The organism is Pseudomonas sp. ASL4, assembly GCF_056680395.1.
The window spans coordinates 6,270,447-6,288,026 of sequence record NZ_CM155280.1 but is presented as its reverse complement, the minus strand read 5'-3'; the positions used below and the strand labels follow the sequence as shown (position 1 = coordinate 6,288,026).

Annotated in this window: 25 protein-coding genes; 17 read left to right on the top strand and 8 right to left on the bottom strand. The window is 59.9% G+C overall.

What is annotated here, in order from left to right; genetic code table 11:
- Positions 1–18 precede the first annotated feature (18 nt).
- The 5 genes from AC1MEW_RS28780 to AC1MEW_RS28760 are packed head-to-tail and all read left to right on the top strand — an operon-like array spanning position 19 to position 1,894.
- Positions 19–468, top strand: a complete 450-nt coding sequence (locus AC1MEW_RS28780; RefSeq protein ID WP_416195261.1) for a hypothetical protein — start codon at positions 19–21, stop codon at positions 466–468.
- A complete protein-coding gene (locus tag AC1MEW_RS28775; protein WP_201256238.1) occupies positions 465–839 on the top strand; it encodes a hypothetical protein in 375 nt (124 codons plus the stop codon). Before AC1MEW_RS28780 ends, AC1MEW_RS28775 begins: the two co-directional genes overlap by 4 nt.
- Positions 836–1,381 carry a hypothetical protein gene (locus tag AC1MEW_RS28770; RefSeq protein ID WP_322267783.1) on the top strand — a complete coding sequence of 182 codons (546 nt, stop codon included), beginning with the start codon at positions 836–838 and terminating at the stop codon, positions 1,379–1,381. Before AC1MEW_RS28775 ends, AC1MEW_RS28770 begins: the two co-directional genes overlap by 4 nt.
- The gene (locus tag AC1MEW_RS28765; RefSeq protein WP_201256240.1) at positions 1,374–1,745 is read left to right on the top strand and encodes an ApeI family dehydratase; all 372 of its coding nucleotides are present in this window, start codon (positions 1,374–1,376) and stop codon (positions 1,743–1,745) included. Before AC1MEW_RS28770 ends, AC1MEW_RS28765 begins: the two co-directional genes overlap by 8 nt.
- Positions 1,742–1,894: an SDR family NAD(P)-dependent oxidoreductase gene (locus AC1MEW_RS28760; RefSeq protein WP_201256241.1), complete on the top strand. Its 153-nt coding sequence runs from the start codon at positions 1,742–1,744 to the stop codon at positions 1,892–1,894. The genes AC1MEW_RS28765 and AC1MEW_RS28760 overlap by 4 nt, the downstream gene beginning before the upstream one ends.
- Positions 1,895–2,054: 160 nt before the next feature.
- Here AC1MEW_RS28760 and AC1MEW_RS28755 read toward each other — a convergent pair whose 3' ends face one another.
- Entirely contained in the window at positions 2,055–2,384 is a 330-nt protein-coding gene (locus tag AC1MEW_RS28755; RefSeq protein ID WP_322267785.1) for an EscU/YscU/HrcU family type III secretion system export apparatus switch protein, read from the bottom strand.
- Positions 2,381–3,946, bottom strand: a complete 1,566-nt coding sequence (gene fliK / locus AC1MEW_RS28750; RefSeq protein ID WP_322267786.1) for a flagellar hook-length control protein FliK — start codon at positions 3,944–3,946, stop codon at positions 2,381–2,383. The genes AC1MEW_RS28755 and fliK overlap by 4 nt, the downstream gene beginning before the upstream one ends.
- A gap of 223 nt (positions 3,947–4,169) precedes the next feature.
- On the opposite strand from fliK, the gene ccmA reads away from it, so the two are divergent.
- From ccmA to AC1MEW_RS28700, 10 genes are all read left to right on the top strand, one after another.
- On the top strand, positions 4,170–4,805 hold the full coding sequence (gene ccmA, locus AC1MEW_RS28745) for a cytochrome c biogenesis heme-transporting ATPase CcmA (RefSeq protein WP_201201811.1): 636 nt from the start codon (positions 4,170–4,172) through the stop codon (positions 4,803–4,805).
- Positions 4,802–5,470, top strand: a complete 669-nt coding sequence (ccmB, locus tag AC1MEW_RS28740; RefSeq protein ID WP_201194979.1) for a heme exporter protein CcmB — start codon at positions 4,802–4,804, stop codon at positions 5,468–5,470. Before ccmA ends, ccmB begins: the two co-directional genes overlap by 4 nt.
- A 76-nt stretch (positions 5,471–5,546) precedes the next feature.
- Positions 5,547–6,302 (top strand): heme ABC transporter permease, encoded by a 756-nt coding sequence (locus tag AC1MEW_RS28735; RefSeq protein WP_201201812.1) that lies wholly within the window; start codon positions 5,547–5,549, stop codon positions 6,300–6,302.
- Entirely contained in the window at positions 6,299–6,475 is a 177-nt protein-coding gene (gene ccmD, locus AC1MEW_RS28730; RefSeq protein WP_008145547.1) for a heme exporter protein CcmD, read from the top strand. Before AC1MEW_RS28735 ends, ccmD begins: the two co-directional genes overlap by 4 nt.
- On the top strand, positions 6,472–6,927 hold the full coding sequence (gene ccmE, locus AC1MEW_RS28725) for a cytochrome c maturation protein CcmE (RefSeq protein WP_201201813.1): 456 nt from the start codon (positions 6,472–6,474) through the stop codon (positions 6,925–6,927). The genes ccmD and ccmE overlap by 4 nt, the downstream gene beginning before the upstream one ends.
- 4 nt (positions 6,928–6,931) lie before the next feature.
- Positions 6,932–8,935 carry a heme lyase CcmF/NrfE family subunit gene (locus AC1MEW_RS28720; protein ID WP_201201815.1) on the top strand — a complete coding sequence of 668 codons (2,004 nt, stop codon included), beginning with the start codon at positions 6,932–6,934 and terminating at the stop codon, positions 8,933–8,935.
- Positions 8,932–9,468 carry a DsbE family thiol:disulfide interchange protein gene (locus AC1MEW_RS28715; protein ID WP_201201817.1) on the top strand — a complete coding sequence of 179 codons (537 nt, stop codon included), beginning with the start codon at positions 8,932–8,934 and terminating at the stop codon, positions 9,466–9,468. The genes AC1MEW_RS28720 and AC1MEW_RS28715 overlap by 4 nt, the downstream gene beginning before the upstream one ends.
- On the top strand, positions 9,465–9,935 hold the full coding sequence (locus AC1MEW_RS28710; protein WP_201201819.1) for a cytochrome c-type biogenesis protein: 471 nt from the start codon (positions 9,465–9,467) through the stop codon (positions 9,933–9,935). Before AC1MEW_RS28715 ends, AC1MEW_RS28710 begins: the two co-directional genes overlap by 4 nt.
- A complete protein-coding gene (ccmI, locus tag AC1MEW_RS28705) occupies positions 9,932–11,131 on the top strand; it encodes a c-type cytochrome biogenesis protein CcmI (RefSeq protein ID WP_480424465.1) in 1,200 nt (399 codons plus the stop codon). Before AC1MEW_RS28710 ends, ccmI begins: the two co-directional genes overlap by 4 nt.
- A gap of 14 nt (positions 11,132–11,145) precedes the next feature.
- Positions 11,146–11,550: a hypothetical protein gene (locus AC1MEW_RS28700; protein WP_480424464.1), complete on the top strand. Its 405-nt coding sequence runs from the start codon at positions 11,146–11,148 to the stop codon at positions 11,548–11,550.
- A 154-nt stretch (positions 11,551–11,704) separates the two neighbouring features.
- Here the strand turns inward: AC1MEW_RS28700 and AC1MEW_RS28695 are convergent, their stop codons facing one another.
- From AC1MEW_RS28695 to AC1MEW_RS28675, 5 genes are all read right to left on the bottom strand, one after another.
- The gene (locus tag AC1MEW_RS28695; RefSeq protein WP_323570175.1) at positions 11,705–12,280 is read right to left on the bottom strand and encodes a PIN domain-containing protein; all 576 of its coding nucleotides are present in this window, start codon (positions 12,278–12,280) and stop codon (positions 11,705–11,707) included.
- On the bottom strand, positions 12,277–12,744 hold the full coding sequence (locus AC1MEW_RS28690) for a helix-turn-helix domain-containing protein (RefSeq protein WP_201201831.1): 468 nt from the start codon (positions 12,742–12,744) through the stop codon (positions 12,277–12,279). Before AC1MEW_RS28690 ends, AC1MEW_RS28695 begins: the two co-directional genes overlap by 4 nt.
- Before the next feature lie 84 nt (positions 12,745–12,828).
- On the bottom strand, positions 12,829–13,716 hold the full coding sequence (locus tag AC1MEW_RS28685) for a LysR family transcriptional regulator (RefSeq protein WP_480424461.1): 888 nt from the start codon (positions 13,714–13,716) through the stop codon (positions 12,829–12,831).
- 141 nt (positions 13,717–13,857) lie between these two features.
- Entirely contained in the window at positions 13,858–14,577 is a 720-nt protein-coding gene (locus tag AC1MEW_RS28680) for an SDR family oxidoreductase (protein ID WP_323570173.1), read from the bottom strand.
- A gap of 49 nt (positions 14,578–14,626) precedes the next feature.
- Positions 14,627–15,283 (bottom strand): peroxiredoxin-like family protein, encoded by a 657-nt coding sequence (locus tag AC1MEW_RS28675; protein ID WP_322267790.1) that lies wholly within the window; start codon positions 15,281–15,283, stop codon positions 14,627–14,629.
- Positions 15,284–15,506: 223 nt separating this feature from the next.
- Between AC1MEW_RS28675 and AC1MEW_RS28670 the strand changes: the two genes are divergently transcribed.
- Positions 15,507–15,719 (top strand): type II toxin-antitoxin system HicA family toxin, encoded by a 213-nt coding sequence (locus AC1MEW_RS28670; RefSeq protein ID WP_480424460.1) that lies wholly within the window; start codon positions 15,507–15,509, stop codon positions 15,717–15,719.
- Positions 15,719–16,123 carry a type II toxin-antitoxin system HicB family antitoxin gene (locus tag AC1MEW_RS28665; protein ID WP_201201838.1) on the top strand — a complete coding sequence of 135 codons (405 nt, stop codon included), beginning with the start codon at positions 15,719–15,721 and terminating at the stop codon, positions 16,121–16,123. Before AC1MEW_RS28670 ends, AC1MEW_RS28665 begins: the two co-directional genes overlap by 1 nt.
- Positions 16,124–16,201: 78 nt before the next feature.
- Here AC1MEW_RS28665 and AC1MEW_RS28660 read toward each other — a convergent pair whose 3' ends face one another.
- Positions 16,202–17,407 carry an MFS transporter gene (locus AC1MEW_RS28660; RefSeq protein ID WP_201201839.1) on the bottom strand — a complete coding sequence of 402 codons (1,206 nt, stop codon included), beginning with the start codon at positions 17,405–17,407 and terminating at the stop codon, positions 16,202–16,204.
- Between the last annotated feature and the right edge of the window lie 173 nt (positions 17,408–17,580).

Below are 17,580 nucleotides of genomic sequence, written 5' to 3'. Positions count from 1 at the left end.
TATGCGGTTTTTTTCATCGTGACCTATTACGGCGTCATTGCCTGCTTCACGAATAATAAATCAAAACGCTCGTTGCAAATAACGCCGGTGATCTTCGTCGCCATTTCCCTGGCCTCGCTGAAACTCTCCCAGGGGGTCGTGATTCCGCTGTCGGTTTATGCCCTGGGATTGCTCGCGGGATGGGCGCTGGCCTTGCGCTTTTACTCGTATCACAACGTGGAACGTGAGGGCGAGCGGCTGGTACTGGGCGGCACGATCAAGGTGCTGATGGTGTACTGGTGTTTTTTTGCCTGGCGTTACTACAGCGGTTACCAGGCGGCGATGCATCCGGAGTTGGCCGATGACGTGTCGGTGGCGGCCTGGTCGGCGCTGGGGTCCGGGCTGATTAATGGTCTGATTGTCGGCCGAAGCCTCAGGCTGCTGCGTTTTTTCAAGACCGATAACGTGACCGCGGCGCCGTCCAAATGAAGGCTTACCTGGACATGTGCCCTGCGGTCGAGCCGATGGGAGAGGGCTGGAGCAGCCAAGTGAATGAGGGGCGCTTTGAGCGGTATATCGAACGTTATGGCGCGGTCGTCGTGCTGTCCGAATTGCTCAATCAGTTTGCCGTGCGATGCGTACGCGGGGCTAGCGGTACAGCGCCGTCGACCCATTACGTCCCGGCGCTGATTACCGGTTTGCGCGTCTTGAACCCTCGGCGGATCACGCAATTGACGGGGCGAGTCAGTGTGGACGGCGGCGCAGGGCGTGTCGAAGTCTTCGCCACGCTCGGTCCAGATGCCCAGGCTCATGCGTTGGCGACCATCACGGTGTTGAGCCTGAAGGCGCGCCAGCCATGATCAAACTCATGATTCCCTGGTTGTTGTTTCCCTACCTGATTGACTGGTTCGACGGCAATTTTGCGAAGGCCGCCTTGTCGGTAGCCTTTTTGATGTTCGTCTTGTGTTTCGACACGCTTCGAAGGGGCTTCGTCATTGAATGCACGTTGGTCATTTGCCTGCTCGGTATGGCGCTGATGTCCGTGTATTGGCCAGGTCTCTCTACCTTCGAAAACGTCAAGCTCCTGTTGTATGGCGTGTTGACGGTCATCGGCTGGTCGAGTGTATGGCGCGGGCAACCGTTCACCTTGCAGTACGGCAGTGAAGGCGTTGACGAAGATGCCCGCCAGTCCAGTGCGTTTTTCGACATCAACAACACGATCACCAAGACGTGGTGCATGACGTTCTCGATCAACGCGGTGTTAGCGGGGTTGAGCCTGGGTTTTGAAGCGTACTGGCCGGTGTTCCTGATCGGTTCTTACATGAGCATTTTGGTGGCATCGGTCATGACGGAAGTCTTCCCGGATGCCTACTTCAGCAAAAGGATGTCAGCTAATGGCTGATTTGCAGATTTTTCAAATCGACGCCTCCGTGGCCTCGGCCCAACATTTCGACGCTCGCTTGACTGTCAACGAGGCGGCGCCGATTTTCGCAGAGCACTTTCCCGATTATCCGATTGTGCCGGGCGCTTGCATCATTGGCTTCGTCAGTGACTGCATCGCACGGATGAAGGGGGCGGCCGTCGAAGCGTTTACGGTTTCCCGGGTGGCTATTCTCGAACCCATCGTCCCGCGTTTGTCCCTGTGCCTGGTGATCGACAAAAAAACCGCGGGCCAGGACCCTGGCCACCAATACAGTTTCAGGCTCCATCACGAGGCCATTAACTACTGTCGTGGCGTGATTTCGCTGGAAGGAGAGGGCGTATGAGCGGCATTGCGGTGGTAACGGGTGGCACGCGGGGGATCGGTCGTCGTATCGCCGAACAGTTTCTGGGTGCCGGTTATAAAGTGTTCGTCACTTACGCTCGGGACGAACAGGCTGCGGCCAGTTTCATGGCGGATTGTAATCGCGTTTGACCAGACGGCAGAACGCTTGCTGGGCGGGACGGCATTCAGCGAAGACGGCTGGCGCTCGATTCGTCGTACCTATGATGAGTACTTGGTGGGCTGATAGGCAAAGAGGGGGAACGCCGTCTGGGGGGACGGCGTTTTCTATACCGGGCTAGCGTAGAGGCCACTAATAATCATCCCCACGATCCGTCACATCCTTCTCCACCACCGGCGCATTCGGATCCTGCCCCGCCGGGAATTTCCCCTTCAGGTTCCACGCAAACGCAATAATCTCGGCAATCGTGCGATATAACTCCTCCGGAATACTGTCCCCCAGTTCCATCTTCGCCAGCAGCCTTACCAGTTCCGGATTCTCATAGATCGGCACTTCGCATTCGCGGGCAATCTTCAGAATAGCTTCGGCCAGCTCTTCGTCGCCTTTGGCAGTGAGGGTCGGGGCGTGGCTGCCGTCGTATTTAAGGGCGATGGCCTGGCGTGGGGTGTTGGGGTTTTTCATGCGGTTTCGTCGACCCAGCGTTGTTCGAGGCGGGTTTGGCTGCCCTGGGGCGGCGTGCCGAGGTGGCAATCCAGATCGCCGACGTTCAGGCCGGATGCCAGCAAACGCTCACGCAGCGCTGCCAGGTTACTTTCGATCAGGCTTGCGGTGTATGGCCGTTCGGCCCATAGCTGGCTGGACAGGCTGCCCTGGATCAACTGTGCCTGAACCTGCAGCGGGCCAAGCGGTTCGAGGTCGAATGCCAACTCTACCCGCCATAACTGTTGTTTTGGCTCGCGTTCTTCACGGCGTTCGTTTTGCTGCTCTTTTTCCGGGGCTTCTTCGCGCTGGAACTTGACCTGCAACGGGACGATGTCCTGCATATTGCGCATCGGAATTTCAAGCTGCCAGGTGCTCAGCAGCCGCCCATCGTCGGTGACACCGGTCTGTTCCAGGCTCGACAGTTGGTGGCTTTGCAGGCGCGAAACCGCCGCAGCCGCCAGGCGCAGCAAGAGTTCAAGGTCGCCTTCACCCTCCTGGCTTTGCAACAAGCGTTCGGGCAGCGGAAAACTGGTCGGCAGCGGTTTGGCGCTGACCTGACCGAGCATGCCCAGCGCGCTGCGCACAAAGCTTGGCATTGCCTGGGCCAGGGTATTGGCGGCGATGATCGCGGTGAGGTTGGTGTTGGCCGGGGTCAGTTGCGCGATCAGCTTGAGCAGATCGGCTTTCAGGTCCGGGGCCTGTGTCGGGTTTTGGCCGGTGAGCAATTTCGTTTCGAGGAACAGTCCACTGCTGAGCAACGCCTGAGCCAGGCCTTTGGGCGTGCTCAGTTGCTGAACGTCCGGCAGGCTGGCGAGCAACTTGTTCACGGCGGCTTGCAGGTCGTCGGACGTTTCATCGGACTGCGGCAGGTTCTGCAAAGCGCTGAGCAGACCATCGAGCGAACCCTGGCGACTCTGCTGGGTGTTCAACTGCTGCGACACCGCCAACTGGTCCTGGCGATTGCTCAGCGGCAGGAATTTCAAGGTTTGCGTGTCCTGTACCAACGCGCTGAGCAAGGTGCCGATGCGCAGCGGTTGCGGGCTGTCGATGGTCAGCGTGCTGCCGCTCAGTGCGGTGTTGAGCAGACTCACCAGCGAGCGAAACACAGTCGGCTGGCCCGGCGTCTGCGGCAACACCTGAGAAGTCAGTACTTTGCCTTGCAGCAACGTGCCGACCGGCAGTTGCGCGGTGTCGATGCGGGTGAGGGTGGCCACGCTGGAGGCAATCGCCTGTTGCACCGTAATCGCCAGGTTGCTGGCGGACGGCTGGGTGATCGCCAGGTTGGTGCCTGTTGGTAGCGGTTGTGTGCTGGTGGCCTGGACCGTGGTCTGGCGGCCGCTGTCGAGGGTGACTTTGAGCAGCAATTGAAAGGACTGATCCGCTTGCTTGAGCGACAGCACTTCAGCGTTGGCAGTCTGGCCGGGCGTGATCAGGCCCTCCATCGGCGTCAGCAGCTTGAGCAAGTCGCCACTGACCACCAGCGGGCGGGTGACGGCCGGCGTGGTCTGGGGCAGCGGGAGGATGTTCATTTCGCCTGTCATACGCGGTCACAACCTTGGGAAAATGCGCTCTTTAGAGTAAGGCATGGCATGTATAATGCCGGCCGTCTTTCAGGGAGCGGTGAAAACATTGCAATTGTTTTGACGCAGCTCTCTAAAACAGGCCGCCAATGCATCTATGCTGCATCACTTTAGCGGCCGCGCCACTGCCGACTTGAACCGCCGATTTGAAACGCCGATTTGAAACGAAAAGGCCCGTGATCTCTTGAACAGTCCACTCCTGCAAACCGTCGACCTCGCCTGTGAGCGAGACCTTCGGCTGCTCTTCGAAAATCTCGAATTGAGACTGTCCAGTGGCGAAATGGTGCAGGTCAGCGGTCCGAACGGCAGCGGCAAGACCAGTTTGTTGCGTTTACTGTCCGGGCTGATGCAGCCGACCGCCGGTCAGGTGCTGCTCAATGGCCAGCCGCTGAATGAACAACGCAGCGAGTTGGCGCGCAACCTGCTGTGGATCGGCCATGCCGCCGGGATCAAGGATCTGTTGACGCCGGAGGAAAATCTCAGCTGGCTCTGCGCCCTGCATCAACCGGCGACCCACGAGGCGATCTGGCAAGCGCTGGCTGCTGTCGGACTGCGCGGTTTCGAGGATGTTCCCTGCCACAGTTTGTCCGCCGGCCAGCAGCGCCGCGTGGCCCTGGCACGGCTTTACCTCGACAGCCCGCCACTGTGGATCCTCGACGAACCCTTCACCGCGCTCGATAAACAGGGCGTGGCGCAACTAGAAGAACACCTGGCCGGCCACTGCGAACGCGGCGGCATGGTGGTGTTGACCACCCACCACACGCTGACCCGGATGCCGGCCGGCTATCGCGATATTGATCTGGGGAACTGGGCCGTATGAGTGTGTTCGGCCTGTTGGTCGCCCGTGAGGCTCGTCTGTTGTTCCGCCGTCCTGCGGAGCTGGCCAATCCGCTGGTATTCTTCGCCATCGTGGTGTCGATGTTCCCGCTGGCGGTCGGCCCCGAGTCTCAATTGTTGCAAACCTTGTCTCCGGGACTGGTCTGGGTGGCAGCCCTTTTATCGGTTTTGCTCTCGCTGGACGGGCTTTTCCGCAGTGATTTCGAAGACGGATCGCTTGAACAGTGGGTCCTTTCGCCGCACCCCCTGGCTCTTCTGGTTTTGGCCAAGGTACTGGCACACTGGGCCTTCTCTGGCCTGGCACTGGTTTTGCTCGCTCCACTGCTGGCGTTGATGCTCGGTTTGCCTGCCGCTTGTCTGCCGGTGTTGCTGCTTTCTTTATTGCTCGGTACACCGGTACTGAGCCTGCTCGGTGCGGTGGGCGCGGCGCTGACGGTTGGATTGAAGCGCGGCGGCCTGTTGCTGGCGTTGCTGATTCTGCCGCTGTACATCCCGGTGTTGATTCTTGGCAGTGGCGCCTTGCAGGCCGCACTCCAAGGCATGCCGGCGACCGGTTATCTCCTGTGGCTTGGTAGCCTGACCGCCCTGGCGATAACCCTGACACCTTTTGCAATAGCCGCTGGCCTGAAGATCAGCGTCGGCGAATAATGAGGTCTGGTTGTTTTTTAGCCAGTAAAGACCCTTGGCTCTTCTATAGCGAAGAGCAACCGTGATGGAAACAGTAATGACCTGGACCTGGTTTCATAAGCTCGGCTCGCCCAAATGGTTTTACGGCATCAGTGGCAAACTGCTGCCGTGGCTGAGCGTCGCGGCGTTGCTGCTGATTGGTGTCGGCGTGGTCTGGGGCCTGGCCTTCGCGCCACCGGACTACCAGCAAGGCAACAGCTTTCGCATCATCTATATCCATGTTCCGGCCGCCATGTTGGCGCAGTCCTGCTATGTGATGCTGGCGGTGTGCGGCGTGGTCGGGCTGGTCTGGAAGATGAAACTGGCCGACGTCGCCCTGCAATGCGCGGCACCGATCGGCGCCTGGATGACCGCCGTGGCGTTGGTCACCGGGGCGATCTGGGGCAAACCGACCTGGGGCTCGTGGTGGGTCTGGGACGCACGACTTACGTCCATGCTGATTCTGCTGTTTCTGTACTTCGGTCTCATTGCGCTGGGCAACGCCATCAGCAATCGTGACAGCGCGGCCAAGGCCTGTGCGGTGCTGGCGATTGTCGGCGTGATCAACATCCCGATCATCAAATACTCGGTGGAGTGGTGGAACACCCTGCACCAGGGCGCGACGTTCAGCCTCACCGAAAAACCGGCGATGCCTGCCGAGATGTGGCTGCCACTGCTGCTGACGGTGCTGGGCTTCTACTGTTTCTTCGGCGCGGTGCTGTTGCTGCGAATGCGTCTTGAAGTGCTCAAGCGCGAAGCCCGGGCGAGCTGGGTGAAAGCCGAAGTGCAGAACAGTCTGGAGGCGGCTCGATGAGTTTTGCTTCATTCGGCGACTTCCTCGCCATGGGCCATCATGCCCTGTATGTCTGGTCGGCCTATGGCATCTGCCTGGCGGTACTGGCCCTCAACGTGGCGGCGCCAATCCTGGCCCGCAAGCGGTATCTGCAACAAGAGGCGCGTCGTTTGCGCCGGGAGAACGGCAAGTGAATCCGCTGCGCAAAAAGCGTCTTATCATCATTCTCGCGATCCTGGTCGGTGTCGGCGCTGCCGTTGGCCTGGCGCTGAGCGCCCTGAAAGAGAACATCAATCTGTTTTACACCCCGACCCAGATCGCCAACGGCGAAGCCCCGCAAGACACGCGCATCCGCGCTGGCGGCATGGTCGAGAAAGGTTCGCTGCAACGTTCCGGCGATTCCCTGGACGTGAGATTCATCGTCACTGACTTCAACAAGTCCGTGACCATCACCTATCGTGGCATCCTTCCGGACCTGTTCCGCGAAGGGCAGGGCATTGTGGCCCTGGGCAAAATCAACGCCGATGGCGTGGTGGTGGCCGACGAAGTGCTGGCCAAGCACGATGAGAAGTACATGCCGCCAGAAGTGACCAAGGCCCTGAAAGACAGCGGTCAGTCGGCGCCTACCCAAGCCAAAGAGGGTTGATTTGATGACGTCTGCAAATTTTATCCCAGGGCTTTTAATACCAGAGCTGGGCCAGTTGGCGATGATCCTGGCGCTGTGTTTCGCGCTGGTTCAAGCCACCGTGCCGTTGCTCGGCGCCTGGCGCGGTGACCGCCTGTGGATGAGCCTCGCTCAGCCTGCGGCCTGGGGCCAGTTCGCCTTTCTGGTCTTCGCCTTCGGTAGCCTGACCTATGCCTTCATGACCGACGACTTCTCCGTCGCGTATGTGGCCAACAACTCCAACAGTGCGTTGCCGTGGTACTACAAGTTCAGCGCGGTGTGGGGCGCCCACGAAGGGTCGTTGCTGCTGTGGGCCTTGATTCTCGGCGGCTGGACCTTCGCGGTGTCGGTGTTCTCCCGGCAGTTGCCGCAAGTCATGCTCGCCCGCGTCCTGGCGGTGATGGGCATGATCAGCGTTGGTTTCCTGCTGTTCCTGATCCTGACCTCGAACCCGTTCGCGCGGATCCTGCCGCAGATTCCGGCGGACGGTCACGACCTCAACCCGTTGCTGCAAGACATTGGCCTGATCGTTCACCCGCCGATGCTGTACATGGGGTACGTCGGTTTCTCCGTGGCGTTCGCTTTCGCCATCGCCGCGCTGCTGGGTGGCCGACTTGATGCGGCGTGGGCGCGCTGGTCGCGTCCATGGACCATCGTCGCCTGGGCCTTCCTCGGTATCGGCATCACGTTGGGCTCCTGGTGGGCCTACTACGAACTCGGCTGGGGCGGCTGGTGGTTCTGGGACCCGGTGGAAAACGCTTCCTTCATGCCTTGGCTGGTGGGTACGGCGCTGATTCACTCGTTGGCGGTCACGGAAAAACGTGGCGTGTTCAAGAGCTGGACCGTGTTGCTGGCTATTGCGGCATTCTCACTGAGTTTGCTGGGGACCTTCCTGGTGCGTTCCGGCGTACTGACCTCGGTTCACGCCTTTGCGTCCGACCCTGAGCGCGGCGTGTTTATCCTGATCTTCCTGCTGTTTGTGGTCGGTGGTTCGCTGACGTTGTTCGCCCTGCGCGCTCCGGTCGTGAAAAGCCATGTAGGCTTCAACCTCTGGTCTCGAGAAACCCTGCTGCTGGGTAACAACCTGGTGCTGGTGGTTGCCGCTTCGATGATCCTGCTCGGCACCTTGTATCCGCTGATTCTCGATGCGATGACCGGCGCCAAGTTGTCGGTCGGTCCGCCGTACTTCAACGCGTTGTTCATTCCGTTGATGGCGTTGCTGATGGTGGTAATGGCCGTCGGTATGCTGGTGCGCTGGAAAGACACCCCGGTCAAATGGCTGGTGGGCATGTTGACCCCGGTGTTGCTCGGCAGCGCCGCATTGGCCGTGGTGGCCGGCGTCGCTTACGGCGACTTCAACTGGGCGGTGATCGCGACGTTCATGCTCGCTGCGTGGGTATTGCTGGCCGGCGTGCGGGACATCCTCGACAAGACTCGCCACAAGGGGTTGATCAAAGGCCTGCCGACCTTGACCCGCAGCTATTGGGGCATGCAGGTCGCGCATTTGGGCATCGCCGTTTGTGCGCTCGGTGTCGTGCTGTCGAGCCAGAACAGTGCCGAGCGTGATTTGCGCCTGGCGCCTGGCGAGTCCATGGACCTGGCCGGTTACCACTTCGTCTTCGAAGGCGCCAAGCACTTCGAAGGGCCGAACTTCACGTCCGACAAGGGCACCATCCGGGTGATCCGCAGCGGTCAGGAAGTCGCTGTGCTGCACCCGGAAAAACGCCTCTATACCGTGCAGAACTCGATGATGACCGAAGCCGGGATCGACGCCGGTTTCACCCGTGACCTCTACGTTGCCCTCGGCGAACCGCTGGGCGATGGCGCCTGGGCCGTGCGCGTGCACGTCAAACCGTTCGTGCGCTGGATCTGGTTCGGCGGCCTGCTGACAGGTTTCGGCGGGTTGCTGGCGGCGCTGGATCGCCGTTATCGGGTCAAGGTGAAAAGCCGCGTGCGTGAAGCGCTGGGCATGACGGGAGCCACTGCATGAGACGTTGGTTGATGCTGTTGCCACTGGCGATTTTCCTGGTGGTGGCTGTTTTCCTGTATCGCGGTCTGTACCTGGACCCGGCCGAGTTGCCCTCGGCCATGATCAACAAGCCGTTCCCGGAGTTTTCCCTGCCAGCGGTGCAGGATGGCAAGACCCTGACCAAGGCTGACATCGTCGGCAAACCGGCGCTGGTCAACGTCTGGGGCACCTGGTGCATTTCCTGCCGGGTTGAGCACCCGGTGCTGAATAAACTGGCCGAGAAGGGCGTGCTGATCTACGGGATCAACTACAAGGACGTCAACGCCGACGCCTTGAAGTGGCTGGTGGAATTCCACAACCCGTACCAACTCAATGTCCGCGACGACGAAGGCACCCTGGGCCTGAACCTCGGTGTGTATGGCGCTCCGGAAACCTTCTTCATCGACGCCAAGGGCATCATCCGCGACAAGTACGTCGGCGTGATCGACGAACAGGTCTGGCGCGAAAAACTGGCGGCCAAGTATCAGGCGCTGGTCGACGAGGCCAAGCCATGAAGCGCTGGATAGCCGCCGTTGTATTGGGGTTGAGCATGGCCGGCGTGGCACACGCGGCCATCGACACTTACGAGTTCGCCAAAGAAGGCGATCGCGAGCGTTTCCGCGAGTTGACCAAAGAGCTGCGTTGCCCCAAGTGCCAGAATCAGGACATTGCCGATTCCAATGCACCGATTGCCGCTGACCTGCGCAAAGAAATTTTCCGCATGCTCGGCGAGGGTAAGGACAACCAGCAGATCATCGACTTCATGGTGGATCGCTACGGTGATTTCGTCCGCTACAAACCCGCTCTGAACGCCAAGACTGCCTTGCTCTGGTTCGGCCCTGCCGGCCTGTTGCTGGGCGGCTTCGTGGTTATCGCCGTGATCGTCCGCCGTCGTCGCGTGCAACGCGCTGACACCCCGGACGCGCTTTCCGCCGAGGAGCGCGAGCGCCTCGACCACCTGTTGGATAAAAACCAAGAATGATTGATTTCTGGCTCGCTGCAGGTCTGCTACTTCTGGTTGCCCTGAGTTTTCTGTTGATCCCGGTTTTGCGTGTCCGTCGCGCCCAGCTCGAAGAGGATCGTACCGCCCTGAACGTCGCGCTGTATCAAGAGCGCGTGGCTGAGTTGCAGACTCAGCAGGAAGAGGGTGTGCTCGATGCAGCGCAAATGGATAGCGGTCGCGCCGAAGCGGCGCGTGAGTTGCTGGCTGACACTGAAGGCGTCGCGGTGCCGCGAGTGTCTCGTCTGGGTAAATCGCTGCCGTTGCTGGCGGCGATCATGGTGCCGGTGCTGGGCCTTGGGCTCTACCTGCATTTCGGCGCCAGCGATAAGGTCGAGCTGACCCGTGAATTCGCCCAGGCGCCGCAGTCGATGGAAGAAATGACCCGTCGCCTGGAACGCGCGGTCGCTGCTCAACCGGATTCGGCGGAAGGCTTGTACTTCCTCGGTCGCACCTACATGGCTCAGGATCGTCCGGCCGATGCCGCGAAGATTTTCGAGCGCACCGTGAACCTCGCTGGTCGCCAGCCGGAACTGCTCGGGCAATGGGCGCAGGCTCAGTACTTTGCTGATGGCAAGAAGTGGTCCGACAAGATTCAGGCCCTGACCGACGAAGCGCTGAAAGCCGATCCGAAAGAAGTCACCAGCCTTGGCTTGCTCGGCATCGCCGCGTTTGAAGGCGAGCGTTATCAGGACGCCATCGACTACTGGAGTCGCCTGCTGGCGCAACTGCCACCGGAAGACAACTCCCGGGCCGCACTGCAAGGCGGGATTACCCGGGCTACCGAGAAACTCGAAGCCAGCGGCGGCAAAGTTGTCCAGGCGCCTGCCACCAAAGGAGCCTTGCTCAAGGTTCGTGTCGATCTCGCGGCCGACCTGAAAGCCAAGGTTCAACCGGGCGACAGCGTGTTCATCTTCGCCCGCGCCACCTCCGGCCCTCCGGCACCGCTGGCAGCCAAACGCCTGACCGTGGCTGACCTGCCGGCGACCGTCGAGCTGGGCGATGCCGACGCAATGATGCCGCAGTTGAAACTGTCGAACTTCCCTGAAGTCCAACTGGTTGCACGCATCTCCCGCGCCGGCCAACCGACTGCCGGCGAATGGGTCGGTCACAGCCAGCCTCTGGCCAGCAGCACCACCGCGCCACAAAAACTGACCATCGACAGTCCGGATAAATAACAGGAAGCAACGCCATGACCGCCATCGCTCGTATCACCCTGCTCAGTCTGGTTCTGGGGTTAAGTGCTTGTGCGGTCCATCGGCCTCCTGAACATACATTGCCGCCGATTCCGCCATCGCAGCCCAGCCCGACGCCGTCACCCACACCGACGCCAAGTAAACCGGGCATCCCGGCCAAACCCGCCAAACCCATACCCCGCACCTCCGCCAGCTTCGCCCCGCCACCGGGGGGCAACAGCCATTGGGATGCGAAGCTCGGCGTCTACGTCCTCGAAGACCAGCCCAACACCTTCTACCGCCAGCGCACCTACTACCGCTGGAACAACGGCTGGAGCCGCTCGATCAGCCCGAACGGGCCATGGGAAGACACCGACATCCATGGCGTGCCGGGCGGATTGGGCAGGCAATTCGGGGAGTAAGCAGAAACGGCGATCTTCGGATCGCCGTTTTGCTGTCTGGAATTCGAAAAGATCGCAGCCTTCGGCAGCTCCTACAGGATCGCGTACGACGTTGATCCACAGGTGTACGCGGCTTTTGCAGGAGCTGGCGAAGCCTGCGATCTTTTGATCTTGCTCAAAGAATGGCGCGGTATTTGGTGAGTGCCTCGACCGAACGGACCAAGCCTTGGCGCAACAGAAGATCAAGATAAGCACCGACTTCCATCGGCGGCATTTTCAATTGTTTACGTTGCCGCTGAGCCGCCGTGACAACGGCTGCCGGGTCCAGATCAAACAGGTTGTCGACGAACTCGTCAGGGTGCTGTGCCTCGACGCCAAAAGGCTCCAATGATGCGCACGGGAAGTCTTTTTGATTGAAGGTCACGATGACGCTGGCGTTGCAGCGAATGGCAGCGGCCAGGACATGGCGGTCATTTATGTCTGGCAGTGTTAACCCGTCAATAAGCGCTTCATGGCCGCAGACACAGGCATCAGGAATCGCCTGGTCCATCAGCTCTGATGTGCGATCGAGTTGCTCCGGCGTCAGGTCCGGACGGTTTTTCAGCAGGCTTCGTTTCCATTCGTTATGTATCTCCAGTGACCATCGCGCCCGAAAACGTCCTGATAGCGCAAGCCACATCAGGAAGTCTCTCAAGGGAGCGGGGTACAAAACACATGCGTCATATACAGCGGTAAAAGGGGAGTGCCTCACTCGTATCCTGTCCTTAACGCTTGTGCTTGCTCGGCGAGAAGCGTCATTGCTTGCTCGCTGGCGGTGTCGCGCCGGTTTTTATAATCCATCAAATCGGCAAAGCGCACACGTCGGTGCTTGCCGGTTTTGTGGTAGGACAACTCGCCGGACTCCAGTAGTTTGATCAGGTGCGGACGTGAGACGTTGAGCAGGTCGGCGGCTTCCTGGGTGGTCAGTTCCGCGTGAACCGGGACAACCTTGACCGCATTGCCCTCGGCCAATGCGGCCAGGATGTCGAGCAGTAACCGAAGGGCTGATGTGGGCAATTCGACGCTGTGAGCTTCGTTCTGCTCGTCGAAAATCTGGATGCGCTGGGTTTCGAATTGAGTCGCGAGATAGGCGGCGAGGGCGCGCTGGCCTTCAATAGCGGCCTGAACTTCGCGGGCTATGGGCAGGTTGATCGGTGGATGGATGACTAAGGACATGATGGTTTCCAACATTCTGAGCAAGCGATGCTGAAAGGCTATTCGAATCAAACGAAAATCGCAATAAACGAAAAAAGGCCCTGTTTAAGACTCTTTTGCCAGCAAGACCTGGACGTAATCCACAAACGCCCGAGCCTTGGCACTGGCCATCCTCCCCGTCGGAAACACCGCCCATAGGTCCTGATTCGGCAAAACCCAATCGCTCATCACTTCCACGACCGCACCATTGGCCAACTCCGGCGCAAACATCCATTCCGACGCCATGGTCAGCCCTAGATGCGCCAGCACTGATTCACGCAACCCTTCGGCGGCGTTGACGCGGATTCGGCCACTGATGATCACCGGTTGTTCTTCGCCGGCTTTCTTGAACTGCCAATTGGCGCCGCCGCCCTGGCTGTAAACGACGGCTTGGTGTTTGGTCAGGTCGACAGGGCAGGTGGGTTCGCCGTGTTTTTCGAAGTACGCCGGTGTGCCCAGCACCACGCGCCGGCATTCGGCGATCTTGCGGGCGGTCAAGCCGGAATCGCTCAAGATGCCCATGCGCAGGGCAACGTCGACGCCTTCTTCCACCAGATTGATGTTGCGGTCGTCGAGCATCAGGTCGATGTTCAACTCCGGGTTCTGATCAAGAAACGGCCCCAGGTGCGGCACGATGTGTTGCCGGCCGAAGGTGACGGCAGCGCAGATCCGCAGATTGCCGGTCAGCCCCCTGGCGGCACCGCGAGCGGCGTTGTCGGCCTCGTCGGCTTCTTCGATGGCGCGTTTGGCCCTGTCGAAAAACGCCAGCCCGGCTTCGGTCGGGGTCAGGCCGCGGGTCGAGCGCAACAGCAGTCGTACGGCGAGTCGGGTTTCCAGTTGCGCGATGGTTTTCGAGACGGCGGGCTGGCCGATATTCAGGCGCCGGGCTGCCGCGGAAAACGAGCCGGTTTCGACCACGTAGACGAAGGTTTCCATTGCGCCGAGGCGGTCCATCTTGAGTCCTTGTGAAGATCAAATGTGGGGGCGAGCTTGCTCGCGATAGCGGTCTGACATTCAGCATTGATACTGACTGTTATGGTCTCATCGCGAGCAAGCTCGCTCCCACAGTGGATTGATGTTGTCTGAAAAAACTCATCAGAACGCGGCTTTGCCGATCGAAGCGCCACCATCGACAAACAGCGTTTGCCCGGTGATGAACCCACTCTGTTCGGACAACAAAAAGGCAATCGCAGCGGCGATCTCTTCCGGTTGCCCCAACCGACCCATCGGCACGCCGGCCAGATAGCGTGCTTCACCTTCGCTGCCGATCGGGTTGTTGGCGCGGAACAGTTCGGTTTCGGTAGGGCCCGGGGCCACGGCGTTGACCGTGATCCCGGTTTGCGCCAGTTCCAGCGCCCAGGAGCGGGTGAAACTGATCAGCGCCGCTTTCGCCGCCGCATACGCCGTGCGCTGGGTAATCCCGAGCACCGTCAGACTGGAAATGTTCACCACCCGACCCCAGCCTTTGGCGCGCATGTTTGGCAGCAGTGTCTGCGTCGCTTGCAGGGCTGAATGCAGGTTGACCCGCATCACGTCATCGAAGGTGTCGAGGTCGATTTCGCCCAACACCTGCGGGCGAACCAGACCGACGTTGTTCACTAGTCCATCGAACTCATACGTCCTGGCCAGATCCGCCAACACTTCCTGGGTCAGTACTCGGTCGCTCAGGTCCAGTGGAAACAGAATGCCGGGGAATGTCAGGTCCGGTGTGCGGGCAATCCCGACCACGCGATGACCCGCACGGTCCAGATGCTCGGCCACCGCACGACCGATGCCTTTGCTGGCGCCGGTGATGAGAAAGGTACGTCGGGTCATGGGAACTCCTTCAAAGAACATGCCGCGGGTCAGGCGGCACGTGATCGGTTCAGCCGCGAATCGCATCCAGCATCGCTTCCGGCTCTGGTCGCTGAGTGTAATCCGGGTTGACCTCGGCGTAACGAATCACGCCATCCCGACCGATCACATAACGCGCCGGCATCGGCAGGGTCCAGGACGGATCGTCGTTAAACGTCGGCAGGTCATTGCGCAGGTTCTTGTACAACTCGATCAAATAATCCGGCAATTCGAAACGCAGGCCAAAGGCCTCCGCCACGTCGTTGTGGGTGTCGCTCAGAATCGGAAACGCCAGGCCATTGGTGCGCAGCGATTTGCGGCTGTTGGCGGCGATTTGCGGCGAGATTGCCACAAGGTTAGCCCCGGCCTCCTGCAAGGTCGGCAGGAAGGCCTGAAGGGCTTGCAGCTCCATGTTGCAGTACGGGCACCAGACGCCACGGTAAAACGTCAGCACCAACGGACCTTCGGCCAGCAGATCGGCAGAGGACACGGGTTTGCCGTCGGGATCCTTGAGGGTAAACAACGGCGCTTTGTCCCCGACTTTCAGCGCTTTGTCCGCCGCGCCGGACGCAATCAGTTCAGCGGTGGCACGCTCCATGATCGGATGGATTTCGGCCGGAGCGTTGTAGGGCGGTTTCCCGGCCTTGAAATCGGCTTTGAAGGCATCGAGTTTTGCTTGCAGGGTCATGATCGTAATCCTTGGTGGGGAGGCCGGTTAGCTGGGATCGATGGTGACCTTGTGCGGGAGAGGGCGGAACGCGGGTGGGGGGCATAGGATTCATTCTTGGGAAGAATGGCCTGCCCTTAATCACACTCTGTAAAACAACCGGACGTCGTGCTTTCCATTTTTGTGCTTGAGTAAAGATAACTCTGGAGTTACTTTTGTCTGGGTCAAAGCAAGGAGGCTGTTGGTGCAAAGCAGGTTATTGATCAAGGAACTGGAGGAGGCGGGCTGGACACTGGATCGGGTCACTGGCAGTCATCACATTTTCACTCACCGTTATAACCCGTACACGATTCCCGTCCCGCACCCGAAAAAGGATTTACCGATCGGGACGGTTAAAAGCAGCAGGAGGCGAGCCGGGCTGTATTGCCCGCTAGCCAGCTACGCAGGAGATCCATAATGCAATATCCCATCTGTATCGAGTGGGGCGACGAGAACACCGCCATCGGTATTCAGATCCCCGATATTCCAGGCGCGGTAACCGCCGGGGATACGTTTGAAGACGCCTATAACGCGGCAGTCGAGATAGCCCACATCATGCTGCAGGAGATGGCGGCTGATGGGGAGCCGATTCCAATGCCGACTTCCGCGGCCGCGCACCGCGGCAATCCCGAGTTTGCCAACATGGGCTGGGGAATGCTGGAGTTGGACATCGCGCCGTACATGGGCAAAACCGAGAAGGTCAATGTGACGCTGCCGGGGTACGTGATTCAACGCATTGACCGTTATGTGCGTGAGCACAACGTCAAAAGCCGCTCCTCCTTTCTGGCGGATGCGGCGATGGAGAAGTTGGTTCGTCACTGAGAGCCGACAGTCACATCGTATTCGCGGGCAAGCCCCACTCCCGTAGGCGCGAGGCTTGCCCGCGAAGCTTCTAGCGATTTATGCCGTTGCCAGGGAAGGTTCTTTTGAAACGCTCAAGAATCGCAACAACGCCAACAGCGGAAACGCGCTGCCGACAATCACGATCCACAACCAGCCGCCGTGTTCATACACCGCACTGGCCACCGACGAACCGAAGGCGCCGCCGATGAAGATGCTGGTCATGTACAGCGCATTCAAGCGGCTGCGGCTTTTGGCGTCGAGGGCGTAGACCGCGCGTTGGCCCAGGACCATGTTCATCTGCACGCAGAAGTCGAGCACCACGCCGGTGACGGCCAGGCCGATGACGCTGTAGAGCGGGTGGATGAAGGCCGGCAGGAAGCTCAGGCTGGCGAATATCAGGGCCAGCAGTGAGGCTTTGCGGGTGTGCCCGGCGTCGGCCAGTCGACCGGCAATCGGTGCGGCGATGGCACCGATGGCACCGACCAGGGCGAAGATCGCGATCTGGGTTTGGCTCAAACCGTGGTTACGCGCCAGTTCCAGCGGCACCGCGGTCCAGAACAGGCTGAAGGTGGCGAACATGCAACCCTGGTAAAACGCTCGCTGGCGCAAGACTGGTTGTTGACGCAACAGCGTCCACAGCGAGCCGAGCAACTGACCATAAGAAGCGCTGTGATCAGGCTGGCGCTTGGGAATGGTCAACGCCAGCACGATACTGATCGCCGCCATCAACGCTGCCGCAATGATGAACATCGCCCGCCAGCCGAAGTGGTCAGCCACCAAGCTCGACACCGGACGCGCCAACAAAATACCCAGCAGCAAACCGCCCATGATCCCGCCGACCACTCGACCGCGAGACTCTTCCGGCGCCAGGTGTGCGGCCAACGGAATCAGGATCTGCACCGACACCGAACTGAAGCCCACCAGCAACGAGATCAGCAGAAACACATTCGGTTGATCGGTGAACGCTGCACCCAGCAGGCTGGCAATCGCCACCAGCGTGGTGATGATCATCAACTTGCGGTTTTCCAGCAGATCACCCAGCGGCACCAGAAAGAACAGGCCCAGCGCATAACCAATCTGGGTCAGTGACACGATGAAACTGGCCATGGTGCTGGTCAGGCCGATGTCCGGTGCGATCAGGCCGATGATTGGTTGGGCGTAATAGATGTTGGCAACGATGGCGCCGCAGCAGAAGGCGAACAACATCACCATGCCTTTGGTCATTGTCACGGCGCTGTGGGGCGCCTGAGTCGCTGGGTTCATAACGTGTCTCGCTAAACAGGAGGAATGCGCGAAGGCTAAGGGGCTGACCGAAACGGCGGAAGAGGGATTGGAGTGATAGTAATCATTCCGTTGCGGAATGAGTGACGGACGACTGCGATGTCCATCGATGAACCTTGCGTCAAAACAGTGAGGCTGATGATACATTCACTTAC